Origin of the sequence: Mesorhizobium sp. M1A.F.Ca.ET.072.01.1.1, assembly GCF_004023325.1 — a bacterium.
GTDB lineage: Bacteria > Pseudomonadota > Alphaproteobacteria > Rhizobiales > Rhizobiaceae > Mesorhizobium.
Genome location: NZ_RZSF01000069.1, coordinates 1 through 24,381 on the forward strand (window position 1 = coordinate 1; position 24,381 = coordinate 24,381).

The window sequence follows — 24,381 nt, forward strand, 5'->3', positions numbered from 1 at the left end:
GATGGCGGCCGCGCTGACGGCGTCGGCCAAGCCCGCGGCCCTCTCCGGCCCGAGCTTCGACGATGTCCAGCGCTCGCTGCCGACCCCCGACGCGCCGGTGGCCGCAATCGCAGCCGACACGGCCGTCGGCGCGCTGCCGGGCGCCCGGCCGGGCGCCACTCCGCTCGACGACCTGCGCCAGAAGATCAGGCCTGCGCCGCAGGAACGGCTGGCACGCATGGTCGACCTCAACGAGGAACGCACCGCCCAGATCCTGCGCAAATGGGCGGCCGCCCCGGAAGCCGCGGGTTAAGCCATGGCTTCGGCGGCCCTTTTCGATCTCCTGCCCGATTTCGGTTCGCGCGCCCCGCGCGCCGGCCAGGCACCGTCAGCGCCTGACATCGAGCGCAAGCCGGACGTATCGCCGCCGCAGGCCGACATCGGCGCGCTGATCGCCGAGGCGGTGGCCGATGCGGAAGCAGCACTCGGGGCGCGGCTCGCGGCCGCCCACGAGGCGGCCCTCGAGGCCGAACGCCAGGCCAATGAGGATGCGGCAAAGGCGTTCCTCAAAAGCTTCGGCGGCGATCTGGGGGCGGCGGTCGCGACACGGATCGATGCCATGGAAGCGCGCGTGGCCGAGCTCACCGCCGCCACCGTCGCCCGCATCCTCGGCGGCGTGGTCAGCGATGATCTGCAGGAGCGCTCGATCGAAGCTCTTGCCCGTACCGTAAGCGCCGCGATTGCCGACAGTGAGGCGGTGCGTATCGGCGTGCGCGGGCCGCTGTTGCTGTTCGAGCCGCTGAAGGCAGCGCTTGGAGATCGCGCGGCCAATCTCGATTTCACCGAGGCCGCCGGCTTCGACCTGACCGTGGCCATCGATGAAACCGTCTTCGAGACGCGCATCGCCGAATGGTCGGCTTCCCTGTCGGAGGTCCTGTCATGAGCGCCATCGACCACGGCGAGGCCAGGCACGAGATCATCATCGTCAAGCGGAACCACGACGGTCATGACGACGGCCATCATGGCGGCGTCTGGAAGATCGCCTTTGCCGACTTCATGACCGCCATGATGTGCTTCTTTCTCGTCATGTGGCTGATCAACGCCGCCAACGAGCAGACCAAGGCGGCGGTCGCCAGCTATTTCAACCCGGTCGAGCTGATCGATCGCAATTCCAGCCGCAAGGGCCTGGAAGACCTTGGCGACGGCCCGAGCAAGGTTGGCCTCACCGCCGACAATCCGCAGGATGGCGCGAGCAAGGCCGGCGAAGACGGCAAGGGCGGCGCCGGCTCCTCCGACCGCAGGCAGACGAAGGAGGCCTCGCAGAAATCCGATCTCTCCGACGAGCATCTGTTTGCCGATCCCTATGCCGTGCTGTCGGAGATCGCCACCGATACCGGCGTGATGCAGAATGTCAGCGCCAAGGGTGAAGGCGGCGCTCAGAACGCCGGTCCGGCGACCGGCGCTTCCGGCGGCGAATCCTATCGCGATCCTTTCGCGCCGGACTTCTGGTCGCAGCAGGTTGCGACACCCGGCGCCGAGGCCAGCGCCGAACGCAGGAGGATCGAAGGCGATCCCGCCAGGCCCGGCGAGAAGGTCGCCGAGACCGATGTTCCGAAAGTCAAGGCCGCTCCGCCGGCACCGCCGCAGTTGGATGCGCCGCTCGAGCCGTTGGCCACACCGGAAAAACCCGGTGCCAAGGTGGTCGCCGGATCGGACGGCGACACGAAAGTCGGGAAGGCCGAAGGCAAGGCGATCAAGGGCGAGAAAGCCCAAGCTGAAAAGGCAGAAGCCGAAAAGGCGGAGGCCGCTGCGACCGATGCTGCGATGCCGGGAGCCGCAGGGGCCGAAGCGGCGACGGCCGAGCCGGCAAAGGCGGAGCCGAAGCAAGCCTCCGACAACGGAAAGAACGTCCCGAGCAGCGCCGCCCTCAAGGCGGCCGCCGAAATCAAGCAGGAACTGGCCAAGGCCTTTGCGCCCGGTGACAAGCTGGCCGAGGGCGTCTCCGTCGAGGCAACCGACAAGGGCGTCGTCATCTCGATCACCGATCAGCTCGACTTCGGCATGTTCGAGATCGGCTCGGCCGTGCCGCGTCGCGAGATGGTGCTGGCGATGGAGAAGATCGGCCGCATCATCAACGAGAAGAAGGGCACCATCACCATCGGCGGCCATACCGATGCGCGGCCGTTCCGCAGCGACGCCTACGACAACTGGCGGCTGTCCACCGCCCGCGCCCACTCCGCCTATTACATGCTGGTGCGCGGCGGCGTCGACGAAAGCCGCATCACCGAAGTCGCGGGCTTCGCCGACCGCCAGCCCAAGATCGCGTCCGATCCGCTGGCCGCCGCCAACCGCCGCATCGAGATCCTGATGGCGACCGGCGGATGAGGGGCAGGACCGCCATCGGCCGCGCAGTCGGGCTGCTGCTGCTCGCCGCAGGATCGCCCGCTGCCGCTTTTGCACAGGATGACGGCCTGCAGCCTTACCAGCTGGTGCGCTCGCTGCAGTTGGTCCAGGACCGCATCGCCGGAGGCGATCATGCGGCGCTGCCGATGCAGGCCAAGCTGCTGGAAATGACCGATGCGAGGCTTCGCGCCGCCGATGCCGCCGACTTCAAGGACCCGAAGAATTTCCGCGCTCTGCTCGTCTACGGCATGAGCGGCGGCAATCCCGTCACTGTCAAGGCGGCAGCTTCGCGCGCGGCGACCGACCCGCAAAGCCTCGCCATCGCCAAAGGGGTCGTCGCCTATCTCAACGGCAGGCCGGCCGCGGCAATCGAAATCCTGAAGCCGATCGACCCGATGAGCGTGCCCGCCGACCTCGGCGCCTTCCTGGCGTTAGTCAAGGGCTCGCTGCTTGCGACCGATGAACCCGCAACGGCGCTGACGCTGCTGGACGAGGCCCGCCTGCTCAGCCCCGGCACACTGGTCGAGGAGGCAGCGCTTCGCCGCTCGGTCGGCCTCGCAGCGACACAAGGCGACGCCGCGCGCTTCGCGCTTGCCTCGACGCAATATGTCGCCGGCTATCTCTATTCGCCCTATGCCAGCCAGTTCGCCGATTCCTTCGTCTCCGGTGTGATTGCGCTGCACATGTCGATCAGCCAAGACAAGCTCGCCGACATCACCTCGATGATGGACCCCGAGCGCGAGAAGGTGATCTTTCTGCGCATCGCGCGCCGCGCCGCGATCGATGGGCTGAGCGACCTCTCCGCCTTCGCCTCGGCCCGGGCCGAGCAGGGCCGCAACGGCAAAGGCAATCAGGACGACCCGCGCGCCGTGCTCTATTCGGGCCTCTCCACGGTGACATCGGCCACGATCGATGATGTACGCGCGAGGCTCGGCAAGATCGATCGCGGCAAGCTTTCGGAGAGCGACCGCGCTTTGCTCGATGCGGCACAGGCCGTTGCCGGCGAGGTCGTCGCTCCCGTGCGTGCGGCCGCCATGAATGAGACGGAGGCCGCAGGTCCGGCAAAGAGCGATGCCGCGAAACCCGCTGAAACCGAGGCTGCGAGCGGGGCCGACGCCGAAGGGTTGCCACCAGTGGAGGGCGCGATGGCCGAGCAGCCGGCCCCGGTCAAGCTGGCGGACGCGCCGGCCGCAGCATCCGCGCCGCCGGCTCCGCCGATGACGGCTCAGGCCGCGGCCGAGGCTCAAGCCCCCGCTCCTGCACAGCCCGAAACGCCATCCGTGCTGCCTGCACCCGCGCCGGCGGCCGCAGCAAGCCTCGATCCGCACGATCCCACCGATGCCGCGATGCTCAAAGCGCGCCGCCAGCTCGACCAGATCGACCAGCTACTCGGAGCCGCTCCCAAATGACCAGCGCCCAAATGAACAGCGTGAGCCAGGCCACGCCGGGACTTGCATCCGCCCAGGTCCAATCGCGGCAGCATCCTGCCGACAGCAAGGAAAACGGCTCGAATTTTGGCGAGATGGTGCATGGCGCCGAACAATCGGCGCGGCAGGCAAAGCAGCCGGCCGAGCCTGTGTCTTCCGATGCGCAGCCGGCGCGGCGCGCCCTCGCCGGTCCGCCCAAGCCGCCACCCGATCAGGATGGCCAGAACAAGACTGCCGCGCCGAAGCCAGCGGCCGGAAAGGCCGCGAAGAATGGCGCCGAGGCTGACCATGTAAAGGCCACGGACGATGCCGATGCGGCGGCGCAATCGTCAGATAGCGCTCTGCTTCAGGACGGTTTTCCCCTGCTGATGGCGCTGGGCGACATCCGCCACTTCGCAACGTCGACAAATGCCGAGCGCGGTGGATCTTCTGTCGAGGGAGAGCCCTCGATCGGCCAGGCCGCGTCTTCGCAGCTGGCGATCCGTCAAGGCAAACGCATGTTGGCCGACGCTTCCGAAGGCAGCGAGCCGTTGCCGCGATCCGGTCGCGCGACGATGGCGACCGAGAAGCCCGGGCCCGATTTCGGACAGAAACCGGCCGGCGCTGGTCAGGGCCCGGACATGTCGATCCGCAAGGACGACATCCTGTCTGGAACGCAAGGAGCCGCAACCGACGCAACGACGCCGCAAGGCTGGCGTCCGGCGGCCGCCCAGAAGACCGCGCAAACGGCGCAAGCCCTCGCATCGAACAATCAAGCCAAGCCATCCTCTGCCGCCGCGCGCATGGATGTGGTCAGCCAGCAGAGCTTCCCCGCGCCGGCCCAAAACGCCTTCGGCCAGACGGTATCGGCGCTGGCTGAGGCGATCGCCTCTGACAGCGGGGTTCAGCAGGCCTACTCGAGCGCTCCGATCGGCTCGCACGCGACCAACTCTGTTGCCGTTTCGACACATGTCCTGAAGATCGAGCTCCACCCGGCTGACCTCGGCACGGTCACCGCCAGCCTGCGTCTTTCCGGAGAGCAGCTTTCGATCGAGATGAAGCCGGAAACGCACGAGGCGTACCGCCGTCTGACCGCCGACAGCGACGCCATCGTCAAGTCGCTCCGCAGTCTTGGTTTCGACGTCGATCACGTCACCATCATGCAACCCTCGATAGCGGTCCATTCGGCCGGTCGCGTCGAAGCGAGCGGCGCGCCGCCGATGTCCACGGGCCGCGAACAGCCTTCGTTCCAGCCCGGGAACTCGGGCGGCAACAGCGCCGGCGGCGATCGGCAACCGGGAAGGAACAACGGCAATGGCGCACAGGAATTCGGCCGTGCTGCTTCGCCTCTTGGCGAGCGCGCTGGCGACGATATCTATATCTAGTCTGGCCGCGACCGTCGCCGCCAAAGCCGCGCCCAATCCTTGCGAGCCGGAAATCCTGCGCGCCGCCGATCGCTATGGCGTGCCGGCCGGTATCCTTTACGCGGTCGGCCTGACCGAAACGGGAAAGAAGGGCAGCCTTCAGCCCAACGCTTTGAATGTAGAAGGAAAGGCTGTTTTTCCGCGCAGCAGGGGCGAAGCGCTGGCGACGTTCGAGAATGCCCGCCGCGAGGGCAAGACGCTGATCGATCTCGGCTGCATGCAGATCAATCATCGCTATCATGGCGCGCAGTTCCGCAGCGTCGAGGACATGCTAGACCCGCACCAGAACGTCGACTACGCCGCGCGCTTCCTGGCGAGCCTCCACGCCCGCCACATGACCTGGTCGATGGCCGTCGCCCGCTATCATGCCGGCCCCGACAACGACCCGGCGCAGAAGGTGTATGTCTGTCGCATCATCGCCAACATGGTCGCCACCGGCTTCGGCAAATGGACGCCGAACGCCAGCGCGTTCTGCAACCTGTAGTTGCCAAACCATATGCCTTTGGTCCGCCGCGATGGGGTTCACAGCGGCCGCCGGCAGCCCTCTATCCAGTGCCGCGAATAGTCCCTTCACGGCCGGCTTTATTACGGCTCCCAAAAAAACTCCCAAGAAAATAGCTACAAGAAATGACGGTTTTTCAGGATTCACCGCACCGGATACCGCTTTCCGCACGGGGCAAATGAGATGATTCGGAGGGCGGGCCGATGATCGTGATCGTTGATGAGCGCGAGCTCGTAACTGAGGGCTACAGCTCACTTTTCGATCGCGAGGGCGTTGCCACCGCGGGCTTCGCGCCAGGCGAGTTCGGCGAGTGGGTGAACTCTGCCGCCGACACGGACTTGAGATCGGTCAGGGCTTTCCTTATCGGCGACTGCCGCGAGGGCGCCATCTCGCCGCGCCAGATCCGCGACCGCACCGGCGCGCCGGTGATCGCGCTCAGCGAACAGCACTCGCTGGAACACACGCTTAGGCTTTTCGAGAGCGGCGTCGACGACGTCGTCCGCAAGCCGGTGCACATCCGCGAAATCCTCGCCCGCATCACCGCCATCCGCCGCCGCGCCCGCGAAGAGGCCGCCTACACCGAGGTCGGCTCGATGCGCATCTTCATGGACGGGCGCGACCCGGAGATCGACGGCGAGCCGCTGCCGCTGCCGCGTCGCGAGCGGCGCATCCTGGAATATTTGGCCAGCAATCGCGGCCGGCGCGTGACCAAGACGCAGGTGTTCAACGCCATCTACGGCATCTTCGACGAGGAGGTCGAGGAGAACGTGGTGGAGAGCCACATCTCGAAGCTGCGCAAGAAATTGCGCGAGAAGCTCGGCCACGACCCGATCGATTCCAAGAGGTTCCTCGGCTACCGGCTGGTGTTTTGATGGCCGTCGCCGGCACATCCCGCGCCAGCCTCGCGCAAGACACGAGGCTTAGTTTTGTAGCCTCTCAGAAAGGCACCGAGGAGATGTATCGATGAGCCTCTACGGAATGATGCGCACCGGCGTCTCCGGTATGAACGCCCAGGCCAACCGCTTGTCCACGGTGGCCGACAATATCGCGAATTCCGACACAACCGGCTACAAGCGCTCCTCCGCCGAATTCTCGACGCTGATCATGCCCAGCACCGGCGGCGCCTATAATTCGGGTGGCGTCACGACGACGATCCGTTCGGCCGTCAGCTCGCAGGGTGTTCTGCAATACACCACTTCGGTCTCCGACCTCGCCGTCAACGGCGACGGCTTCTTCGTCGTGCAGGACCCGAGCGGCACACCCTATCTCACCCGCGCCGGCGCCTTCGTTCCGGACGCTCAAGGACGCCTCGTCAACGCCGCCGGCTACCAGCTAATGGCCTACAGCTACGCCAATGGCGATCCGGCCGCGACCGCCAACGGCTTCGAAGGCCTCGTGCCGGTGCAGATTTCCGATCAGGAGATGACGGCGACGCCGAGCACGGAAGGGACATTCACCGGCAACCTGCCGGCTGGCGCCACCGCTGTCACCGCCGGCAACCTACCCACCGACAACAGCACCTCGTCACAATACACGTCGAAATCGTCGCTGGTCGCCTACGACAATCTCGGCAACAAGGTGTTGCTCGACGTCTATTTCACCAACACCGGCACCGGCACCTGGCAGGTCTCGGTGTTCGATCAGTCGAAGGCCACGGCCGGCACGTCGTTCCCCTATGCGGGCGGCGCGCTGGGTTCGGCCAATCTCACCTTCGACACCACCACCGGCAAGCTCACCGGCGCGACCATCGGCGTGTCCTTCACGGTGCCGAACGGGTCGACTCTCAACCTCGACCTCTCCAAGCTGACGCAACTCGGAACCGGCTTCACGGTCTCCGACGCCAACGTCAACGGCAATGCGCCGAGCACGATCGAAAAGATCCAGATCAGCCAGGACGGCGTCATCTACGCCCAATTCGAGGACGGCTCCACCAAGCCGCTCTACAAGATCCCGCTGGCCGACGTTCAGAGCCCCGACAACCTCACCGCGATGCCGGGCAACGTCTATGTGCAAAGCGCGGACTCAGGTGCTGTTCGCATCGGCTTTGCCAATGAAGGGAAGCTTGGCTCGGTCGTCTCGGGCGCGCTCGAAAATTCCAATGTCGATATCGCCGAGGAACTGACCAACATGATTGCGGCGCAGCGCAGCTACACCGCCAACTCGAAGGTCTTCCAGACCGGTTCCGACCTGATGGACGTCCTGGTCAACCTGAAGAGATAACCCCATCGGGCGCCAGCCCGTGAAAGACCCGCATGTCGCTTTCCACCGCATTAAGCATCGCCCAGTCGGCGCTCCTGGCCACATCCAAGCAAACCAGCGTCGTGTCGCGCAATGTGGCCGACGCGTCCAACCCGGACTATGCCCGTCGCGTCGCCGTCGTCACCAGCACGGCGCCCGGCGCGCGATCGGTGGAGATACAGCGCGCCGCCAATGATCTTCTGTTCCGGCAGAACCTTTCCGCGCTGTCGGCATGGAGCGGCCAGAGCGCGCTTTACAGCGGCATGGATCAGCTCGACCTATCGGTTAATGGTGTCGACAATGCGTCGTCTGCGTCGACTGCGATCGGCAATCTGCAGCAGGCGCTGCAGCTCTACGCCACCACGCCGTCGAACCAGAATCTCGGCGCCAGCGTCATCGACGCAGCCAAGCAGGTGGTGAGCTCGCTGAACGACGGCACCACGGCGATCCAGGATTTCCGCACCCAGACCGACGGCCAGATCGCCACCGCCGTCGACGACCTCAACTCGCTGCTCAGCCAGTTCCAGGACGCCAACAAGGCCGTCATCGCCGGCACGCGCTCCGGCACGGATATGTCGGACGCGCTCGACCAGCGCGACGCGCTTCTCAAGAAGATCGCCGAATATGTCCCGGTCTCGACCTTCACGCGCGGCGACAACGACATGGTCATCACCACCAAGGACGGCACGACGCTGTTCGAGACGGTGCCGCGGTCGGTGACCTTCACGCCCTCGGCCGGCTACACCGCCGGTACGCCCGGCAACACGATCTATATCGACAATGTGCCGCTTTCTGCAGGCACCGGCGACAATACCAGCGCCGACGGCAAGCTTGCCGGCATGCTGAAGCTGCGCGACGGCGTTGCCGCGACCATGCAGAGCCAGCTCGACGAGATCGCGCGCGGCCTGATCACGGCATTTGCCGAGACCGCGCCGTCTCAGCCCAACGCCGCAGGCCTGTTCACCTGGTCCGGCGCGCCGGCTGTTCCCGCTGCCGGCATCCTGGTCGACGGCCTCGCCGGCTCGATCAGCGTCAACGCCGCGTTTGACCCGAGCGCCGGCGGCAGCGCGGCGCTGCTGCGCGACGGCGGCGCCAACGGCGCGGCCTATGTTTCCAACACCGGCGGCGGCGCCTCCTATTCTGACCTGCTGATCGCCTACGGCAACAGGCTCGACCAGCCGATGGCATTCGACACCTCCGCCGGCATCACGGTCAGCTCCGGCGTCTCGGACTACGCGGCCAACACCATCGGCTGGTTCGAAGGCGTGCGCCAGCAGGCATCGACCAACGCCGACGCGAAGGAAGCGCTGTCCACGCGCACCGCCGAAGCGCTATCGAACGATACCGGCGTCAATGTCGACCAGGAAATGTCCCTGCTTCTCGACCTCGAGCACACCTATCAGGCGTCGGCGCGCATGATGAAGACCGTCGACGACATGCTGGACGCCTTGTTGGGCGCGGTGGGATAATCGATGAAAGCGACAGCCGTCTCCTCAGCCGCCATTTCCAACGCCCTGCGCTATCAGCAGATGCGCATGCAGGCCGATCTCGTCAAGGCGACCACGGAATCCCAGACCGGCAAGGTAGCGGATGTCGGCCTGGCGCTCGGCGGGCGCACGACACAGGCCGTCACCTTCCAGCGCGATCTCGACCGGTTGAACGGCATCGTCGATTCGAACTCGCTGGTCGCCGCACGCCTGACTTCGACACAGGATTCGCTGGGTCAGCTCTCCGATGTCGCGCAGGATCTGCTGACGGCGCTGACCAGCGCCGTGTCGGGCGACTCCTCGACCAGCATCACCCAGACCGCCGGCGCCACGGCGCTGCAGCAGATGACGGGCATCCTCAACACCAGCGTCAACGGCGAATACCTGTTTGCCGGGACCAACACCGACGTCAAGCCGATCGACGATTTCAGCGCCGCCGGCTCGCCCGCCAAGGCGGCGTTCGACGCCGCCTTCACCAGCTATTTCGGCTTCACCCAGAACGACCCGGCGGCCGCCAACATCACCGCCGCCCAGATGGACGACTTCATCACCGCCGCGGTCGAGCCGCAGTTCCTGGGCTCCGGCTGGCAGGCCAACTGGTCGAACGCCACCGACGACCAGATCACCAGCCGCATTTCATTGAACGAGACCACGCAGACGTCGGTCAGCGCCAACGAGCAAGGCATCCGCAAGCTCGCCATGGCGGCCGCCATGGTCGGCACGCTCTTTGCCGGCAACATCAGCGAGGCCGGGCAGAATACGATCGTCAGCCGCGCGCAAAAGCTGGTCGGCGAGGCCATCGGCGGCATCGTCCAGGTGCAGTCCGAAGCCGGCCTCACCCAGAAGCGCGTGTCCGACGCCAGCGATCGCATGAAGACCCAGGTCGATCTGTTCGAGAAGCACATCATCGACCTCGAAGGCGTCGATCCCTCGGAGGCCGCCACCCGCGTGGCCGACCTGACGCAGCATATAGAAACGTCCTTCGCATTGACCGCGCGACTGCAGCAACTGAGCCTGTTGAACTATCTCACCTGAACACTCTCACCGGAACGCCAGAGCTCCGACGATGTATCAATTCTCCTACGCCGACATCCAGACCGACTCCGTCGCCGACGCCAAGGACCGGGAGCGGCAGTTGCTCACCCGATCGATCGACATGTTGTCCACGGCAGCTTCCGTTGGGCCGGAGTCGATTGAGGCGGTCGAGGCGCTGCACTTCACCAACCGCATCTGGACCACCTTCGTCGAGGATCTCGGCTCCAGCGACAATGCGCTGCCCAAGGAACTGCGCGCCAATCTGATCTCGATCGGCCTGTGGCTGCTGCGCGAAACGGAAGACATCCGGCAGGGCCGCACCAACAATTTCGAAGGATTGATCGAGGTCTCCCAGATCATCCGAGACGGCATCCAATGAGCAACACGCTGAAGATCTCGCTGAAGCCGAACGAGAAGATCTACATCAACGGCGCCGTCGTCCGGGTCGACCGCAAGGTCACGATCGAGCTGATGAACGAGGTTCAGTTCCTGCTCGAAAGCCACGTCATGCAGGCCGAGCAGGCCTCGACGCCGCTCAGGCAGCTCTATTTCATCGTGCAGATCATGCTGATCAACCCGCCGGGCGCCTCCGAGGCCCGCGACATGTTCCGCCGCTCGCTGCCGATGCTGATCGCAAGCTTTGACAACCAGGAAATCTGCAGCGCGCTGAAGCAGATCGACCGCATGGTCGGCGAGGATCATATCTACGAGGCGCTGAAGGCGATCCGCGCGCTCTATCCGCTCGAGCGCCAGGCGCTTGGCGGCAATGACGACATTCCGGAAGCGCCGCGCGCGCTGGCTGTGGGAGCATAAAGATGGCCGTGGACATGACAACGACGATCCCGGTTGGCGCCACCCAGGCCAGCACCCAGCAGACCTCGAAGACGGCGGTCGACTACCAGTCGTTCCTGAAGCTTCTGATCGCCGAGATGAAGAACCAGGATCCGACCAAGCCGATGGATTCGACGGAATATGTCGCGCAGCTCGCGACCTTCTCGCAGGTCGAGCAATCGGTGCAGACCAACAGCAAGCTCGACCAGATCATGCAATCCTCGGCGCTGTCGCAGGCGGACGCGCTGATCGGCCGTTCGATCACCGCCGCCGACGGCAAGACAACAGGGACCGTGGCTTCGGTGAAGCTCGCAAGCAGCGGCTTGATCGCGGTGCTGCAGGACGGCACCGAGGTCCCTGTCGGCGCGGGCGTATCGATCAAGCCGGCCGCCTAGAGTTTCGCATAGGGTCTGCCCATGAACGAGGCCGACGCCCTCGATATCGTGCAATATGCGGTGTGGACGGTGCTTACCGCCTCCGCGCCGGTGGTGCTCGTGGCTATGGCCGTCGGCATCGGCATCGCGCTCATCCAGGCGTTGACCCAGATTCAGGAAATCACCCTCACTTTCGTGCCCAAGATCGTCGCCATCATGCTGGTCGTGGCGCTCACCGGCCCGTTCATCGGCAGCCAGATCTCGGCCTTCACCAACGTCATCTTCGAACGCATCGAGCACGGCTTCTGACCTGCGGCCGCGGGCATCCCGCCCGAGCGGACCGGCAAAAGTTTGGTCCACACCGGCAAGATGCTTGGCTTAAAGCTTCGCCGACGCATTTTCGCCTTTGCCTTCCTGTTGTTGGACCTGGATGCTTTGGCGAGTCGCCCGCGCGATAATGGCGCCGCGCGAGCACAAGCAAGATGAAGGCGGGACAGCGACCATGATCGACGACGAGCCGGAAAGCGAACGCGTCTCGGCGCTGGCGCCGTTCCGGCACGGCATCTTCCGTGCCGTCTGGTCGGCGAGCCTTGTGTCGAATTTCGGCGGCTTGATCCAGGGCGTGGGCGCCGCCTGGATGATGACGACGATCGCCACCTCATCCTACCAGGTGGCGCTGGTGCAGGCCTCGACCACCTTGCCGATCATGCTGTTCGCGCTTGTTGCCGGCGCCATTGCCGACAGCTTCAACCGCCGCAAGGTCATGCTGGTGGCGCAGAGTTTCATGCTGGTGGTCTCGGCACTGCTCACCGTATTCACCTGGTTCGGCTGGATGACGCCGTGGACGCTGCTTGCCTTCACCTTCCTGATCGACAGCGGCACCGCGCTGAACAGCCCGTCATGGCAGGCGTCGGTTGGCGACATGGTGCCGCGCGCCAAGGTGCCGGCGGCGATCGCGCTCAACTCGATGGGCTTCAACATCACGCGCAGCGTCGGCCCGGCGATCGGCGGCATCATCGTCGCCGCCGCGGGGGCGGCGGCGGCCTTCGCCGCCAACGCCATCAGCTATATCGGCCTGATCGTCGTGCTTTTCCGCTGGAAGCCGGAAGTGCCCGCGCCAACCCTGCCGCGGGAATCGCTCGGCGCCGCGATGGGAGCCGGCCTGCGCTATGTCGCCATGTCGCCGAACATCGGCAAGGTGCTGGCGAGAGGCTTCGCCTTCGGCTTCAGCGCCGGCGCGGTGCTGGCGCTGCTGCCCCTGGTGGCGCGCGATGTCGTCAAGGGCGACGCGCTGACCTACGGCATCATGCTTGGCGCCTTCGGTATCGGCGCGGTCGGCGGTGCGCTCATCAGCGTGAGGCTCAGACAATGGCTCTCCAGCGAAACGATGGTGCGCGCCGCCTTCGCCGGTTTCGCGCTTTGCGCCTTCAACGCCGCCGTCAGCGACAATGCCTGGCAGACGTCGGCGGGCCTGCTCATCGGCGGTGCCTGCTGGGTGATCGCGCTCTCGCATTTCAACGTCACGGTGCAGATGTCGACGCCGCGCTGGGTGGTCGGGCGCGTGCTGTCGATCTACCAGACAGCAACCTTCGGCGGCATCGCGCTGGGCAGCTGGATCTGGGGCGTCGTCGCCGACGCCCATGGCGCGGAGACTGCATTGATGGTTGCCGCTGTCACCATGCTCGTCGGTGGCGCCATCGGCCTGATCCTGCCGCTGCCGCAGCACACCGCTCTCAACCTCGATCCGCTCAACCGGTTCAAGGAGCCGATGCTGGCGCTCGATTTGAAGCCGCGCAGCGGCCCGATCGCCATCATGATCGAATACATCATTCGCGAGGAGGACGTGCCGGAATTCCTCGCCACCATGGCCGAGCGTGGCCGCATCCGCCGCCGCGACGGCGCCCGCAACTGGACACTCGCCCGCGATCTCGAAAATCCGGGCATCTGGATCGAGCACTACCACACGCCGACCTGGGTCGAGTATATCCGCCACAACCGGCGTGCCACTCACGCCGACGCTGTTGTCGGCGAGCGCCTCCGCGCGCTGCACAGCGGCGAGAACCCGCCGCGTGTGCGCCGCATGATCGAACGCCCGACCACCGCCGGCACGGCGCTGGTCTCACCCAAGGGGCCGATCGATCACTAGTCTAGACCTGCGTGGTATTTTGCAGGCAGGCTGGCATCATCAGCAGCAACTTCCAACCTCATCGACTTTGTTGCTACTGTTCCAGCGAGTTCCGAGCGATCCCAATTGGACGAACTGAATGGTCTCGATTGTGCAATACGGTGAACGTCATTTTGACGGCACCGATATGCTATGGCGAGAAGCATTCCCCAATGATGCCCCTTGGAACGCGGCCCATATTTCAATCGCTGAGAAGCTGCGGTTTCAACCAAACCTGCTTTTAGTGGCGATCGAGGCCGATCAGGTCGTCGGATCGATCATGGCCGGGTATGACGGTCACCGAGGATGGATATCGCGGATTGCGGTCCTGCAGTCCCATCGTCAGAAAGGGATTGGCGAGGCCCTCATCCAGGAAGCCGAAAGGCGGCTGGCCAGCCTTGGATGTGTAAAGATCAACCTGCAAGTTGTCGTCTCCAACTCGGCAGTTCTGGCGTTCTATCGAAAGTGCGGGTACGAAGTCGAAGAGCGTGTGAGCATGAGCAAGTTGCTGCCGAAGCGTTGAGTGCTTCGTACCGATCTGCTTCCGGCGATGCCTGCTTCTCCCGTATCGAGCGCTGACGACGACCGGCCCTTGTCTCACCCAAAGGCCGGTCAATCACTGATGCATCTCGCCCAAACCTTATGCGGTTCTGAGAGAACGACATGCGTCCAAATGAAGACCAGCGATCAGCCGCCGGTCTGGATTATATAAAGTTTGCGCGTCGTCTCATGAATAAGCCACTCGCCCTTCCAGCCCTTCGGCAGGACGAGCAGATCGCCAGGCCCCAGCTCACGCATCTCGCCGTCGGCACGGCTCACTTCCACGCGACCGGAGATGATGTGGCAGATCTCGGATGAACCCGAGCGGTCGGCGGTGAAGCGGCCGGGCGTACATTCCCAGATGCCGATATCGACGGTCCCGTCCGGCGATTGGAAGAACGAGCGCACCGCTTCGACCTGATCGCCTTCGATCGAGGTCGGCTTCGGTGAAAAGGCGCCGATATCGGCCGTGGCGAGGTCGCGGAAGGTCGAAAGGTCGATCAAGATAGGCTCCAGTGTCAAAAGCAATTCCAGGAAAGTGTGCAATGGTTTTCCGTCCGGAATTGCGCGAAAACAAAGAGTTAGAGCGGTTCGGCGAACGCCGAACCGTCTCAGTGGCCTGTGATGCTGTCGGCCAGGGCGGCCAGTTTCGAAGTGTAATTGAGCCCGGCGGCCTCGCGTTGGTCGGCGATGCGGTAGAGCTGGTACATCGAGTGGACGCCGAGCCAGCGGAACGGTTCCGGCTCCCAGGGTCTGACCTTGCGGTTGACCCAGGGCAGTCGCGTAAGATCCGTGTCATTGCCGAGGATCACATCGGCAAGCGTGCGCCCCGAGAGGTTTGAGCTCGACACGCCCAGCCCGACATAACCGCCGGCCCAGCCGATGCGCGTTTTGGGGTCGAGGCCGACCGTCGTGCACCAGTCGCGCGGCACGCCGAGCACGCCGCACCAGGCGTGGTCGATGCGGCACCCGGCCGTCTGCGGCAACAGCGTCGTCAGCATCGTGTGCAGCTGGTCGATCGTCGCCTGCTGCGTCCGGCCGTCGACGTCGGTGCGCGAGCCATAGCGGTAGGGCACGCCGCGACCGCCCATGGTGATACGGCCCTCGCGCGTGCGCTGGGCGTAGCAATAGGCGTGCGCCGCATTGCCGAGGAGCTCATGCCCGTCCCAGCCGATCTCGCGCCAGAGTTCTTGTGGCAGCGGCTCGGTCACGATCTGCGCGCTGTTGAGCGCCAGCCATGTCCGCTCTTCCCCGGGAATGCCGGCCGTGAACCCCTCCGTCGCGCGAATTATCGTTTCCGCCCGTACCGTGCCACGGTCGGTGGCCACGCTGCCCTTGGCGATCGACGTCACGGTCGTCTTTTCGTAGATCGGCACGCCGAGCCGCTCGACCGCTTCCGCCAGCCCGCGCACCAGCTTGGCCGGCTGCACCCGCGCCTGGCCGTGGATGACGAAGCTGCCCATGACATTCGCGATATTGATGCGCGCGCGTGTGGCTGCAGCGTCGAGCAATTCGATGCGCTCGGGGTCGGCGTCCCAGGAGCGGATCGTCTCGCACGCCTCGCGCACACGTTCGAGCTGTGCGGCATTGGTGGCGACCGTCAGATTGTCGGCACGGCGGATGTCAGCGTCGATGTCTTCGGCCGTCGCCACCCGGATCACCTCGTCGACGCAGCCCGCCATCGCTGCCTGCATGGCGCTGACAGCTTGCCGGGTCGAGGTCTTCAGATATTTTTCGCGCGACCAGCCGAAGCCGCCCGAAAGCCAGCCGCCATTGCGCCCCGAGGCACCGAAGCCGGCGAATTCGCGTTCGAGCAGGACTATGCGAAGCGAGGGCTTCGCCTTCTTCAGATAATAGGCGGTCCAGAGCCCGGTGTAGCCGGCGCCGACGATCGCAACATCGGCTTCGATGTCGCCGGGCAAGGGCGGACGCGGGCTTGGGACCGCGCCCAGATCCGCATACCAGAACGAGATGTCGCCGTTGCGCTTGACTTGCATGGGATGGCTTCCAAGAGACCGGAGAGAGGGATCAGGTGAGCGTCGTGTCTGCCGTGCTGTCGTCGGGCAGAAGCTTGGCGTCGGCGCCGTCGAAGCAGAGTTCCACCTTCTCGCCGAGGGCGAAATTCTCGCCCGTCAGCGGCGACCGCACGATCGCGGTCGAACCGTCGCCGAGCTTCACTTCGTATTTCGATCCCGAGCCAAGATAGATCGCCTCGGCGATCGTTCCCGCCAGGCGATTCTTGCCGTCGGCTTGCCCCGGCCGGCGAATGGCAAGTTTCTCGGGCCGCAGCAGCATCACCGGGCTGGTTTCTCCGGCAAGCCGGCGCGGCGCGGCGACCGTCTCGCCGGCGATGGTCAGCGCAGTGCCGGTGCCGTCACTTCTGGCTTCGCCGCGCAGCACCGTGGAGTCGCCGATGAAGCGGCCGACGAACAGCGTTGCCGGCTCGTCATAGAGCTGCCGTCCGGTGCCGACCTGCTCGATGCGGCCGCGGTTAAACACGGCGATGCGGTCCGACAGCACCAATGCCTCCTCCTGGTCGTGCGTGACGTAGACGAAGGTGGTGCCGAGCTCGCGATGGATGCGCTTGATCTCGAGTTGCAGCCATTCGCGCAGCTTCTTGTCGAGCGCGCCGAGCGGCTCGTCCATGAGGAGCAGCGGCGGGTCGAAGACGATGGCCCGCGCCAGCGCCACGCGCTGCTGCTGACCGCCTGACAATTCGCTCGGATAGCGATGCGCGAAGTCGCCCATCTTGACCATGTCGAGCGCCTTGGCCACGCGCCGCTTCCGATCGTCCTGCCCAACGCCGCGCAGCGTCAGCGGATAGGCGACGTTGCGGCCAACCGTCATATGCGGGAACAGTGCGTAGTGCTGGAAGACGACGCCGATGTTGCGCTTGTGCGCCGGCACGCCGACGACGCTTTGTCCTCCGACCAGCAGCTTGCCGCTCGACACATCCGTGAAACCGGCGATCACATTGAGCGTCGTCGTCTTGCCGGAGCCGCTCGGCCCAAGCAGCGTCATGAACTCGCCGGGCTCGATCCTGAGCGACACGCCGTCCAGCGCCTTGAACGCGCCATAGGCCTTGGTGACGGATTCGAGGTCGATCGCCGCGCCGCGATTGTCTGGTCTTGGGTTCATAGGCGTCCCTTCCGCTCGCGGCCAAGAAGAAGCATGCCGCCGCCGATCAGGATCGTCGTGGCGCACAAAAGGATCGTGCCGACGGCCGCGACGGTCGGGTCGGCGTCGCGCGTGATCGAAGAGAAGATCTGCACCGGCAGGGTCTTGAGATAGGGGTTGGTGATGAACAGCGAGACGATGATCTCGTCGAAGGACGTCGCGAAGGCGAATAGCAGGCCCGACAGGATGCCGGGCAGGATCAGCGGCAGCGTCACCGTCCGGAACGTGGTGAGCGCGCCGGCGCCGAGGCTCGCAGCAGCCGTCTCCAGGCGCCTGTCGAACACTTCGAGATTGGCCGACACGGCGATCAGCACGAAGGGCAGCGCCAGGATGGTGTGGGCGAGCACGAAGCCGGGCAGCGTGCCGACGAGTTGCGCATCGAGATAGACGGCATAGATGCCGATGGCCAGAACCACGCCCGGCACAACCATCGGCGTTAGCATCAGCATCCGCAGCAAATTGGCAGGCCGTGCCTTCATACGGTCGAGCCCGAAGGCGGCCAGCGTGCCGAGCACCGTTGCCAGCACCGCCACGATCGAGGCGACCTTCAGGGAATTGAGGAAGCTGGTCGACCATTCTGGATTCGTGACGAAATTCTCGTACCACTGCCAGGAGAAGCCTTGCGGTGGGAAGGAGAGCGACTTGTTGCCGTTGAACGACATCGGCACGACGACCAGCGTCGGTGCCACCAGCCAGATCGCCACCAACAGGCAGACAAGGCCGAGAACGACACGGGTGAGCGGCTTCATTTCCATCAGCGCCGCCCCGCCTCCCGGTGCCGCGACCGCATCACCGGCGCTGCAAGCGCCAGCAACAGGAAGGTCGTGACCAGCAGCACCACGCCCATCGCGCCGCCGCGTCCCCATTGCAGCAGGCTGAGCACCTGGGTCTGCACCAGTGTCGACAGCATCGTCGAGCGCGGCCCGCCGAGCAGTGCCGGCGTGATGTAGAAGCCCAGCGCCAGGATGAAGACGATGATTGCGCCGGCATAGACGCCCGGCAGCGACAGCGGCAGGTAGACTGTGAAGAAAGCGCGGGACGGCCGGGCGCCAAGGCTTCGCGCCGCCTGCACCAGCCTGAGGTCGATGCCTTTCATCACCGAATAAAGCGGCAGGATCATGAAGGGCAAAAGCACCTGCGCCATGCCGATCACCACGCCCGTCTGGGTGCGGATCAGCCGGACGCCCGCGAAGCCGGCTGATCTGAGCAGCGAGTTGATGACGCCGGAATCCTGCAGCAGGATCACCCAGGAGAGTGTGCGCACCACGCCACTCACCCAGAATGGGATCAGCACGCAGAGAACCAGGACGAGCCGCACGCGCGGCCCGACCGCGGTCATGAGGTAAGCATAAGGATAAGCGCAAACCACGCAGACCAGCGTCACCCATGCCGAGATGGTGAAGGTGCGCTGGAGCACCGCGAGATTGACGGGCGCGCCGAAGAACCAAGCATAGTTCTGGACGCCCCATTCCGGCTCCGACAGGCTGCGCAGCACGATGGTGAGCAGCGGATAGCCGATCACTGCGGCGAGCAGAACCAGTGCCGGCAGCGTGAGCGCGAACGGCCGCCAGGCCCATCCTGCCCGCTTTTCGGCAGTCTGGATCGTCGGTTCGAGCGCGCTCACGGGCCTTGCCTCCGTCAGCTCAGTTGCCGGCCATCAGCGCGGACCACTTCTCCTGCGCCACTGGGAAGTTCTCGACCCAGAACTTGATGTTCTGCTTGTAGCCTTGCTTCTGGCGCTCGGGCGTGTTGGTCAGGAAAGCTGCGACCGACTCGTCAACCTTCGGCTTCGCATCGTTGTTGATCGGCGTGTAGGAGGTCTGCTGCGTGAGAATCTCCTGCGCCTGCTTGCCGAGGTAGGCATTCAGCAGTGCATAGGCGGCATCCGTATCCTTGACACCGACGGGAATGGTCATCTGATCCATCACCACCAGCCAGTCCTGCCAGGCGGGCGCGTATTTGGCACCATTCTTGACCGCCGTCATGGCGCGGCCGGTCCACATCATCAGCATGTCGGCTTCACCGGACTCCGCGAGCTGCTGCGATTCAGCGCCCGTCTTCCAGTAGATCGTGTCCGGGCCGAGCTTGCGAATCACGTCGAGGGCCTTGTCGATATCGGCAGCGGTCATCGCCTTCGGATCGCCGCCCGCCACCTTGAAGGCCTGTTCGAGCAGGCCACCGGTCGGATCGCCGGATCCGTCCAGGGCGCGCACGCCGGGGAACTTTTCGGTGTCGAAGAAGTCAGCCCAGTTCTTGGGCGGGTTATCTTTGTACTTCTCCTTATTGTACATCAGCACGACGCCGTAGTTCATCGCCGGAACCGAGCACTCGCCGACCTGTCCTTCGGGTATCTTCGAGACGTCGAGCTTCGAGAGATCGAGCTTCTGGAACAGCTTTCCGCAATGGACGTAAGGCGGCAGATCGCCGGTATCGACCACGTCCCAGGTGACGTTGCCGGATTCGACCTGGGCCTGCAGCTTGGCGATCTCGGTCGGCCCGTCATTGAGCAGCTTGACGCCGGACTTCTCGACGAACTCCTTCAGCGCCGCCACCTGGCCATCCTGATAGATGCCGCCATAGGAGACGAAGGTCAGGGTCTTGCCCTTGAGCGAGCCTTCCTTCACCTCGCCCGCGACAGGCTTGTCCTGTGCGAAGGCGGTGGTTGTCAGCATTCCGAGCGCCAGCACGGCGCCAAGACCTGCAAGTTTCGACTTCAACATAACTCTGACTCTCCCATTATGCCCGCGTTTAATCGGACTACCTGGCCGCGAGCGGTTTCCAGGGCTTGTATTGATCGAGTTCGGCGCGTGCCGAGGTCGGCGGTGCGATGATCCACATCACCTCGGCCCGACCACTGCCGATGTTCTCGCTGCGATGTGGTGTCGATGTCGCGTATTCGATGCTGTCGCCTTCTTCGAGGACGTGGCGGGCGTCGCCAAGAGAGACCTCGACGACACCGCGAAGGACGATCAGCATCTCCTGCGCGTCGCCATGCGTGTAAAGCGCGGAGCCGGTCGAGCCGCCGATATCGAACTCGCCGACATAGACCTCCATGTCGCTCAGCGGCGGGCGGGAAAGCAGCATCTTACGGCAGCCGTTGCTGGGCGGAAGACTTGGCCGCTCGCTGCGCCGGAGCACGCCATGGTTCTGTGTCGCGCTTTCCTCGAACAGCATCGCGACGCTCACGCCCAACGCCGAAGCCATCTGGTTGAGCGAGGCAGTACTGGCGCCGGTCAGCCCGCGTTCAAGCTGGCTGATGAAACTGGCGCTGGTCCCGGTCGCTTCCGCGAGGTCACGCAATGACAGGCGGCGAGCGAGGCGCAGGGCCTTGAGCCGCACGCCCAGCACCTGCTGCGCATGAGCTGCAGCCGTGCCGGCACCGTTCGCCGCCGGAGCCTGGCCGTCCTCCGAAGCCTCGCGCATCCCGTTTTCCTCCACTTAACACCTTGTACAGTACCACTGTACAGCTGGCAATAGGGGCGGATGCCATTTCCGCTGTCCCATGACTCGAAACGGAAGCCGACCAAAAAATTAAGCATTCAACGGCAGTATCGAATGTCGGCCGGCAAGATGTCGTACAGCAAGGGCCATTGTCGGTCAGCTGAGCGGGAAGGGATCGCGATATGTCATCCTGGCTAAGAAACGGACCGTTAATGCTCATGCGCAGCCTGCTGATGCTGGCTGTCTTGGCGATCGGCACTCTGACTGCAGGGGCGTTGGAACCGGCCAGCTATCCGGAGCCGCCGGACTCCGTAGCTTTCACCGTTCAGAAGGACGGCAAGCAGATCCCGCTCACGCTGCGGCAGTTGGAAAAGCTCGGCCTCTATAAGGTCATCACCACAAGTCCTTTCGAGCAAGGGCAATTGACGTTTGAAGGCGTCCTGTTCCGAGACGTGCTCAAGTCCGTGGGATTGGCGGATAGGGATTCCGTCACTCTAAGGGCCGCGGACGATTACGTGCAGGTGATTCCGCACGAGGATTGGACGGAAGGTCCTCTGCTTCTCGCGACGCGCCAGGACGGGGAGTTGCTCACCCGACGAACACAAGGTCCGACCCGCTTGGTCTATCCTCTCAAGGACTATCCCGCCTTCGACACGCCGATCCGCAAACCGCGATGGATTTGGCTGATCAAGACGATCGAGTCCGACAACTGACCGGCTGGCAGACCTCCATGGTGGGATCTCGACTGAGAGGCTGGCGAATTCCGCTTACCTACGGCAGTGCCATAGGGCTGGCGGCGATCGGTTCCGCAATCCTCATCGTCATGCTGTTTGTCAGTATCAGCAAGATCGAGTCTTCGCTGCCCCGGTTCGGGTTCTTCGCCATCCGCGAATTCCATATTGCCATACGCGACGTGACCCACCTGAGGGATATGATCTCGCTCGCTGAGGTCGCGCCCAACTCTCAGGCGAGCCTCGATCATCTGGCCGCTGCCAACGACCTGGTCTACGTCCGCTTCAAGCGGATTGACGGCGGCGAAACGATCAGCGCAATTCCCGCATATGCAGGCATCGTGCCGCGCGTGAACGACGCGGTAACGCGGCTCGACGCCGTAATCGCGGCGGGACTCCCGTTCGATCAGCAGCGCTTGAAGGAACTGGGTCTGGAACTCGAGCAGATCGTCGGCCGGATGAACGACGAGTACTACAAATACGGCGAGGGCGTTAACGCCGATCTCTATGCGTCGGAAGTCAGCCTGAATCGGTTCAACTATCAGATAGCGTTTGCTCTGACGATCCTGTCGCTGCTGGCAATCGGGACGGCGGTTCTGTTCATCGGGCGCCGCGAAACGATAAAGAAGCTGGAATTTCTCGCCTGGCGCGATGCGACCACCGGACTGAAGAATCGTGCCTGGATGGCAGCCAACAGGGATGCCATGCTGGACCGGGCGAGGGAGACCGGTAGGCAGCTTCAGCTGCTCCTGATCGATCTCGACCATTTCAAGAGCGTGAACGACACCTTCGGCCATCACGTCGGCGATCTGCTGCTGAAGGCGGTTGCCGAGGTCCTTCAGTCGGTCGAGCGGCCCGGCGACGTAGCCGCCGTGCGATTGGGCGGCGACGAATTCGCCATCATGGCTATTGCCGATCGGAATGATCATGACAATTTGGGGCAACGTCTGCGCGAACGGCTGAACAGGTTCGCAGAGTTGGAGGGCCATCAGGTGCGCATTGGCGCCAGCATCGGCATGGCATGTTTCCCTCAGCACGGTTCCGACATTTCCACGTTGCTGCACAGTGCCGATAACGCTCTCTACACGGCAAAGGCCGAAGGGCGGTCCGGTTTCGTGACGTTTTCGCCCGTGATCCTCAGTCAGATCGACATGCAGCTCGGTGAAGAAGCGGCTATCAAGCGGGCCCTCAATTGCGACGAGTTCTTCCTGGTCTGGCAATCCCAGTTCGAGCTGGCGACCGGCCGCATGATCGGGGCCGAGGCGCTGGTCCGCTGGCACGACCCGGTCTCGGGAGCGGTTCGTGCGCCGGCATCGTTCATTCCGATCGCGGAACGAAGTGAGCTGATACTGGAACTCGACAAGATGGTTCTGGGCAAGGCTTGCGAGCAAGCCGCCCGATGGATGCCTATTTCCACCGAAGAGTTCATCTGCTCGGTCAACGTCTCCGGAAGAAGCCTCCAGACCGATGCCTATCTGACGCATCTCACCGAGACGCTGCGGCAAACGGGGTTGCTTCCATCGCGTCTGCAGTTGGAGATCACTGAAGGGATATTCATGCAGAACAGCCGCAATGCCCTGGAGAGTATCGGCAAGATTAGAAACCTCGGAGTGAGCCTGGCACTCGACGATTTTGGGTCAGGTTATGCGAGCTTCGGATACCTTGCCGATTTCGACTTGAACCAATTGAAGATCGATCGCTCGTTCCTCAGCGATCTGGCTTCCTCCACGAAGAAACAGAACGTGGTCCGAGGCATCATCGCGCTGGCCAATTCGCTAGGCCTGACCGTTGTTGCGGAAGGGGTGGAGAACGAAGCCCAACTCGACTTCCTGATCCACGAACACTGTCACGGCGCACAAGGGTTCTTTATGTCGGAGCCTGTTGAGGCAAGGTTGATGACCAACTATCTCGTCGCAAGGCAGGGTGGCGCCAAAACAGATGGAAAAGCTCGGGCCGAGTCTCTTCGCTTGGGCCCATCCATGCTGCGGAAAGTCGCCAAGCAGGGCCGCAAGACCGCCGATTAAATCAGGGCTCAGCCCTCGCCGGAAAGATCCCGCCGCGCCTTGTCCAGCTCCTCGGCGTAGCGTCGCATCAGATGGCTTTCAGTGAGCAGGCCAAGCACGATGCGGTCGTCGAAATCCTCAACGACCGCCAGCTCTTCAGCGCCGGCGCGCTGAAAGGTCTCGGCGGCGGACTGGACGTTCATCGACGGCACCAGCACCGCATCCTTGAACTGCGCGAGCGCCTGCACCGGAGTCTCGCCGTCTGAGAGGTCGCTGTGCAGTTCGGCCACGAGCAGCACGCCGACATAGTGCCGGCCCTCTTCGACGGCGATGACGCGCTGCGCCGAGCCGAGCGGGATCTCCTTGCGGAACTCGGCCAAGGTAATCGAAGCATCGATGGTGCGGACGTCCTTGCGCATCATCGACCCGACATTGAGGCTGCGCATCCAGCCGACGTCGTGGGCGCTGCGGATCGTCTCGCCGCGCAGATGGAAGCGCCAGGTCGAGAAGGAGTAGCCGAAGGTCTCGCGGACCAGAATGGCCGACATGATCGACGCTGCCAGCACCACGCCGGTGAGCGTCAGGTCCCGCGTCGATTCCAGCGCGAGAAAAGTCATGGTCAGCGGGCCGCCGACCACACCTACGG

The 24,381-nt window shown here is 64.3% G+C and carries 25 protein-coding genes and 1 pseudogene; 18 read left to right on the top strand and 8 right to left on the bottom strand.

Annotation, left to right across the window (positions count from 1 at the left end; translation table 11 throughout):
* The 16 genes and pseudogenes from EOA32_RS12665 to EOA32_RS12740 all read left to right on the top strand — a co-directional run.
* A pseudogene (locus EOA32_RS12665) lies at positions 1–292 on the top strand (flagellar M-ring protein FliF); the annotation flags it as partial.
* Between the two features lie 3 nt (positions 293–295).
* Positions 296–922, top strand: a complete 627-nt coding sequence (locus EOA32_RS12670) for a hypothetical protein (RefSeq protein WP_128371935.1) — start codon at positions 296–298, stop codon at positions 920–922.
* Positions 919–2,364: a MotB family protein gene (locus tag EOA32_RS12675; RefSeq protein WP_128371936.1), complete on the top strand. Its 1,446-nt coding sequence runs from the start codon at positions 919–921 to the stop codon at positions 2,362–2,364. The genes EOA32_RS12670 and EOA32_RS12675 overlap by 4 nt, the downstream gene beginning before the upstream one ends.
* A complete protein-coding gene (locus EOA32_RS12680; protein ID WP_128371937.1) occupies positions 2,361–3,791 on the top strand; it encodes a chemotaxis protein MotC in 1,431 nt (476 codons plus the stop codon). Before EOA32_RS12675 ends, EOA32_RS12680 begins: the two co-directional genes overlap by 4 nt.
* Positions 3,788–5,173, top strand: a complete 1,386-nt coding sequence (locus EOA32_RS12685; protein WP_128371938.1) for a flagellar hook-length control protein FliK — start codon at positions 3,788–3,790, stop codon at positions 5,171–5,173. Before EOA32_RS12680 ends, EOA32_RS12685 begins: the two co-directional genes overlap by 4 nt.
* Positions 5,103–5,696 carry a transglycosylase SLT domain-containing protein gene (locus EOA32_RS12690; RefSeq protein ID WP_128371939.1) on the top strand — a complete coding sequence of 198 codons (594 nt, stop codon included), beginning with the start codon at positions 5,103–5,105 and terminating at the stop codon, positions 5,694–5,696. The genes EOA32_RS12685 and EOA32_RS12690 overlap by 71 nt, the downstream gene beginning before the upstream one ends.
* A gap of 221 nt (positions 5,697–5,917) precedes the next feature.
* On the top strand, positions 5,918–6,586 hold the full coding sequence (locus EOA32_RS12695) for a response regulator transcription factor (protein ID WP_067002421.1): 669 nt from the start codon (positions 5,918–5,920) through the stop codon (positions 6,584–6,586).
* A gap of 91 nt (positions 6,587–6,677) precedes the next feature.
* Positions 6,678–7,934 (top strand): flagellar hook protein FlgE, encoded by a 1,257-nt coding sequence (locus EOA32_RS12700; protein ID WP_128371940.1) that lies wholly within the window; start codon positions 6,678–6,680, stop codon positions 7,932–7,934.
* A gap of 32 nt (positions 7,935–7,966) precedes the next feature.
* Positions 7,967–9,421 (top strand): flagellar hook-associated protein FlgK, encoded by a 1,455-nt coding sequence (gene flgK, locus EOA32_RS12705; RefSeq protein WP_128371941.1) that lies wholly within the window; start codon positions 7,967–7,969, stop codon positions 9,419–9,421.
* Positions 9,422–9,424: 3 nt separating this feature from the next.
* Positions 9,425–10,474 carry a flagellar hook-associated family protein gene (locus EOA32_RS12710; RefSeq protein ID WP_128371942.1) on the top strand — a complete coding sequence of 350 codons (1,050 nt, stop codon included), beginning with the start codon at positions 9,425–9,427 and terminating at the stop codon, positions 10,472–10,474.
* Between the two features lie 31 nt (positions 10,475–10,505).
* On the top strand, positions 10,506–10,853 hold the full coding sequence (gene flaF, locus EOA32_RS12715; RefSeq protein ID WP_067002429.1) for a flagellar biosynthesis regulator FlaF: 348 nt from the start codon (positions 10,506–10,508) through the stop codon (positions 10,851–10,853).
* Positions 10,850–11,287, top strand: coding sequence for a flagellar biosynthesis repressor FlbT (gene flbT, locus EOA32_RS12720; protein WP_128371943.1), 438 nt, complete (start codon positions 10,850–10,852; stop codon positions 11,285–11,287). Before flaF ends, flbT begins: the two co-directional genes overlap by 4 nt.
* Before the next feature lie 2 nt (positions 11,288–11,289).
* Positions 11,290–11,700, top strand: a complete 411-nt coding sequence (gene flgD / locus EOA32_RS12725; RefSeq protein ID WP_128371944.1) for a flagellar hook assembly protein FlgD — start codon at positions 11,290–11,292, stop codon at positions 11,698–11,700.
* A gap of 21 nt (positions 11,701–11,721) precedes the next feature.
* Positions 11,722–11,988, top strand: a complete 267-nt coding sequence (fliQ, locus tag EOA32_RS12730) for a flagellar biosynthesis protein FliQ (protein ID WP_027165133.1) — start codon at positions 11,722–11,724, stop codon at positions 11,986–11,988.
* A 193-nt stretch (positions 11,989–12,181) separates the two neighbouring features.
* Entirely contained in the window at positions 12,182–13,825 is a 1,644-nt protein-coding gene (locus EOA32_RS12735; RefSeq protein ID WP_128371945.1) for an MFS transporter, read from the top strand.
* A gap of 118 nt (positions 13,826–13,943) precedes the next feature.
* On the top strand, positions 13,944–14,366 hold the full coding sequence (locus EOA32_RS12740) for a GNAT family acetyltransferase (protein WP_128371946.1): 423 nt from the start codon (positions 13,944–13,946) through the stop codon (positions 14,364–14,366).
* 164 nt (positions 14,367–14,530) lie between these two features.
* Here the strand turns inward: EOA32_RS12740 and EOA32_RS12745 are convergent, their stop codons facing one another.
* The 7 genes from EOA32_RS12745 to EOA32_RS12775 all read right to left on the bottom strand — a co-directional run bounded on the left by EOA32_RS12745 (position 14,531) and on the right by EOA32_RS12775 (position 20,983).
* Entirely contained in the window at positions 14,531–14,887 is a 357-nt protein-coding gene (locus tag EOA32_RS12745) for a cupin domain-containing protein (protein ID WP_176479040.1), read from the bottom strand.
* A 107-nt stretch (positions 14,888–14,994) separates the two neighbouring features.
* Positions 14,995–16,380 (bottom strand): FAD-binding oxidoreductase, encoded by a 1,386-nt coding sequence (locus EOA32_RS12750; protein ID WP_128371947.1) that lies wholly within the window; start codon positions 16,378–16,380, stop codon positions 14,995–14,997.
* Positions 16,381–16,411: 31 nt separating this feature from the next.
* Complete coding sequence (locus EOA32_RS12755; protein WP_095781145.1) at positions 16,412–17,521, bottom strand: ABC transporter ATP-binding protein; 1,110 nt, start codon at positions 17,519–17,521, stop codon at positions 16,412–16,414.
* Positions 17,518–18,315: an ABC transporter permease gene (locus tag EOA32_RS12760; RefSeq protein ID WP_095826696.1), complete on the bottom strand. Its 798-nt coding sequence runs from the start codon at positions 18,313–18,315 to the stop codon at positions 17,518–17,520. The genes EOA32_RS12755 and EOA32_RS12760 overlap by 4 nt, the downstream gene beginning before the upstream one ends.
* The gene (locus EOA32_RS12765) at positions 18,315–19,184 is read right to left on the bottom strand and encodes an ABC transporter permease (protein WP_067002446.1); all 870 of its coding nucleotides are present in this window, start codon (positions 19,182–19,184) and stop codon (positions 18,315–18,317) included. Before EOA32_RS12765 ends, EOA32_RS12760 begins: the two co-directional genes overlap by 1 nt.
* Before the next feature lie 19 nt (positions 19,185–19,203).
* Complete coding sequence (locus tag EOA32_RS12770) at positions 19,204–20,280, bottom strand: extracellular solute-binding protein (RefSeq protein WP_128371948.1); 1,077 nt, start codon at positions 20,278–20,280, stop codon at positions 19,204–19,206.
* 37 nt (positions 20,281–20,317) lie between these two features.
* Positions 20,318–20,983: an XRE family transcriptional regulator gene (locus EOA32_RS12775; protein WP_095777362.1), complete on the bottom strand. Its 666-nt coding sequence runs from the start codon at positions 20,981–20,983 to the stop codon at positions 20,318–20,320.
* A gap of 236 nt (positions 20,984–21,219) precedes the next feature.
* Here EOA32_RS12775 and EOA32_RS12780 point away from each other — a divergent pair, with 236 nt between their 5' ends.
* Together EOA32_RS12780 and EOA32_RS12785 are read left to right on the top strand one after the other, a co-directional pair.
* Positions 21,220–21,714, top strand: a complete 495-nt coding sequence (locus EOA32_RS12780) for a molybdopterin-dependent oxidoreductase (protein ID WP_189407114.1) — start codon at positions 21,220–21,222, stop codon at positions 21,712–21,714.
* A complete protein-coding gene (locus EOA32_RS12785) occupies positions 21,675–23,756 on the top strand; it encodes a bifunctional diguanylate cyclase/phosphodiesterase (protein WP_128371949.1) in 2,082 nt (693 codons plus the stop codon). Before EOA32_RS12780 ends, EOA32_RS12785 begins: the two co-directional genes overlap by 40 nt.
* An 8-nt stretch (positions 23,757–23,764) precedes the next feature.
* On the opposite strand, the gene EOA32_RS12790 is transcribed toward EOA32_RS12785, so the two are convergent.
* Positions 23,765–24,381, bottom strand: a 617-nt coding sequence (locus EOA32_RS12790; protein WP_128371950.1) for a CBS domain-containing protein, incomplete at its 5' end; no start/stop codon positions are given.

Excerpts from the sequence above, each read along its gene's own strand:
- EOA32_RS12685 (WP_128371938.1), top strand. The coding sequence starts at position 3,788 with ATGACCAGCGCCCAAATGAACAGCGTGAGCCAGGCCACGCCGGGACTT.
- EOA32_RS12740 (WP_128371946.1), top strand. The coding sequence starts at position 13,944 with ATGGTCTCGATTGTGCAATACGGTGAACGTCATTTTGACGGCACCGAT.
- EOA32_RS12670 (WP_128371935.1), top strand. The coding sequence starts at position 296 with ATGGCTTCGGCGGCCCTTTTCGATCTCCTGCCCGATTTCGGTTCGCGC.
- EOA32_RS12700 (WP_128371940.1), top strand. The coding sequence starts at position 6,678 with ATGAGCCTCTACGGAATGATGCGCACCGGCGTCTCCGGTATGAACGCC.
- EOA32_RS12750 (WP_128371947.1), bottom strand. The coding sequence starts at position 16,380 with ATGCAAGTCAAGCGCAACGGCGACATCTCGTTCTGGTATGCGGATCTG.
- EOA32_RS12675 (WP_128371936.1), top strand. The coding sequence starts at position 919 with ATGAGCGCCATCGACCACGGCGAGGCCAGGCACGAGATCATCATCGTC.
- EOA32_RS12760 (WP_095826696.1), bottom strand. The coding sequence starts at position 18,315 with ATGGAAATGAAGCCGCTCACCCGTGTCGTTCTCGGCCTTGTCTGCCTG.
- fliQ (WP_027165133.1), top strand. The coding sequence starts at position 11,722 with ATGAACGAGGCCGACGCCCTCGATATCGTGCAATATGCGGTGTGGACG.
- EOA32_RS12775 (WP_095777362.1), bottom strand. The coding sequence starts at position 20,983 with ATGCGCGAGGCTTCGGAGGACGGCCAGGCTCCGGCGGCGAACGGTGCC.
- flgD (WP_128371944.1), top strand. The coding sequence starts at position 11,290 with ATGGCCGTGGACATGACAACGACGATCCCGGTTGGCGCCACCCAGGCC.
- EOA32_RS12680 (WP_128371937.1), top strand. The coding sequence starts at position 2,361 with ATGAGGGGCAGGACCGCCATCGGCCGCGCAGTCGGGCTGCTGCTGCTC.
- flgK (WP_128371941.1), top strand. The coding sequence starts at position 7,967 with ATGTCGCTTTCCACCGCATTAAGCATCGCCCAGTCGGCGCTCCTGGCC.
- flaF (WP_067002429.1), top strand. The coding sequence starts at position 10,506 with ATGTATCAATTCTCCTACGCCGACATCCAGACCGACTCCGTCGCCGAC.
- EOA32_RS12755 (WP_095781145.1), bottom strand. The coding sequence starts at position 17,521 with ATGAACCCAAGACCAGACAATCGCGGCGCGGCGATCGACCTCGAATCC.
- EOA32_RS12690 (WP_128371939.1), top strand. The coding sequence starts at position 5,103 with ATGGCGCACAGGAATTCGGCCGTGCTGCTTCGCCTCTTGGCGAGCGCG.
- EOA32_RS12770 (WP_128371948.1), bottom strand. The coding sequence starts at position 20,280 with ATGTTGAAGTCGAAACTTGCAGGTCTTGGCGCCGTGCTGGCGCTCGGA.
- EOA32_RS12785 (WP_128371949.1), top strand. The coding sequence starts at position 21,675 with ATGGATTTGGCTGATCAAGACGATCGAGTCCGACAACTGACCGGCTGG.
- EOA32_RS12710 (WP_128371942.1), top strand. The coding sequence starts at position 9,425 with ATGAAAGCGACAGCCGTCTCCTCAGCCGCCATTTCCAACGCCCTGCGC.
- EOA32_RS12695 (WP_067002421.1), top strand. The coding sequence starts at position 5,918 with ATGATCGTGATCGTTGATGAGCGCGAGCTCGTAACTGAGGGCTACAGC.
- flbT (WP_128371943.1), top strand. The coding sequence starts at position 10,850 with ATGAGCAACACGCTGAAGATCTCGCTGAAGCCGAACGAGAAGATCTAC.
- EOA32_RS12735 (WP_128371945.1), top strand. The coding sequence starts at position 12,182 with ATGATCGACGACGAGCCGGAAAGCGAACGCGTCTCGGCGCTGGCGCCG.
- EOA32_RS12780 (WP_189407114.1), top strand. The coding sequence starts at position 21,220 with ATGCGCAGCCTGCTGATGCTGGCTGTCTTGGCGATCGGCACTCTGACT.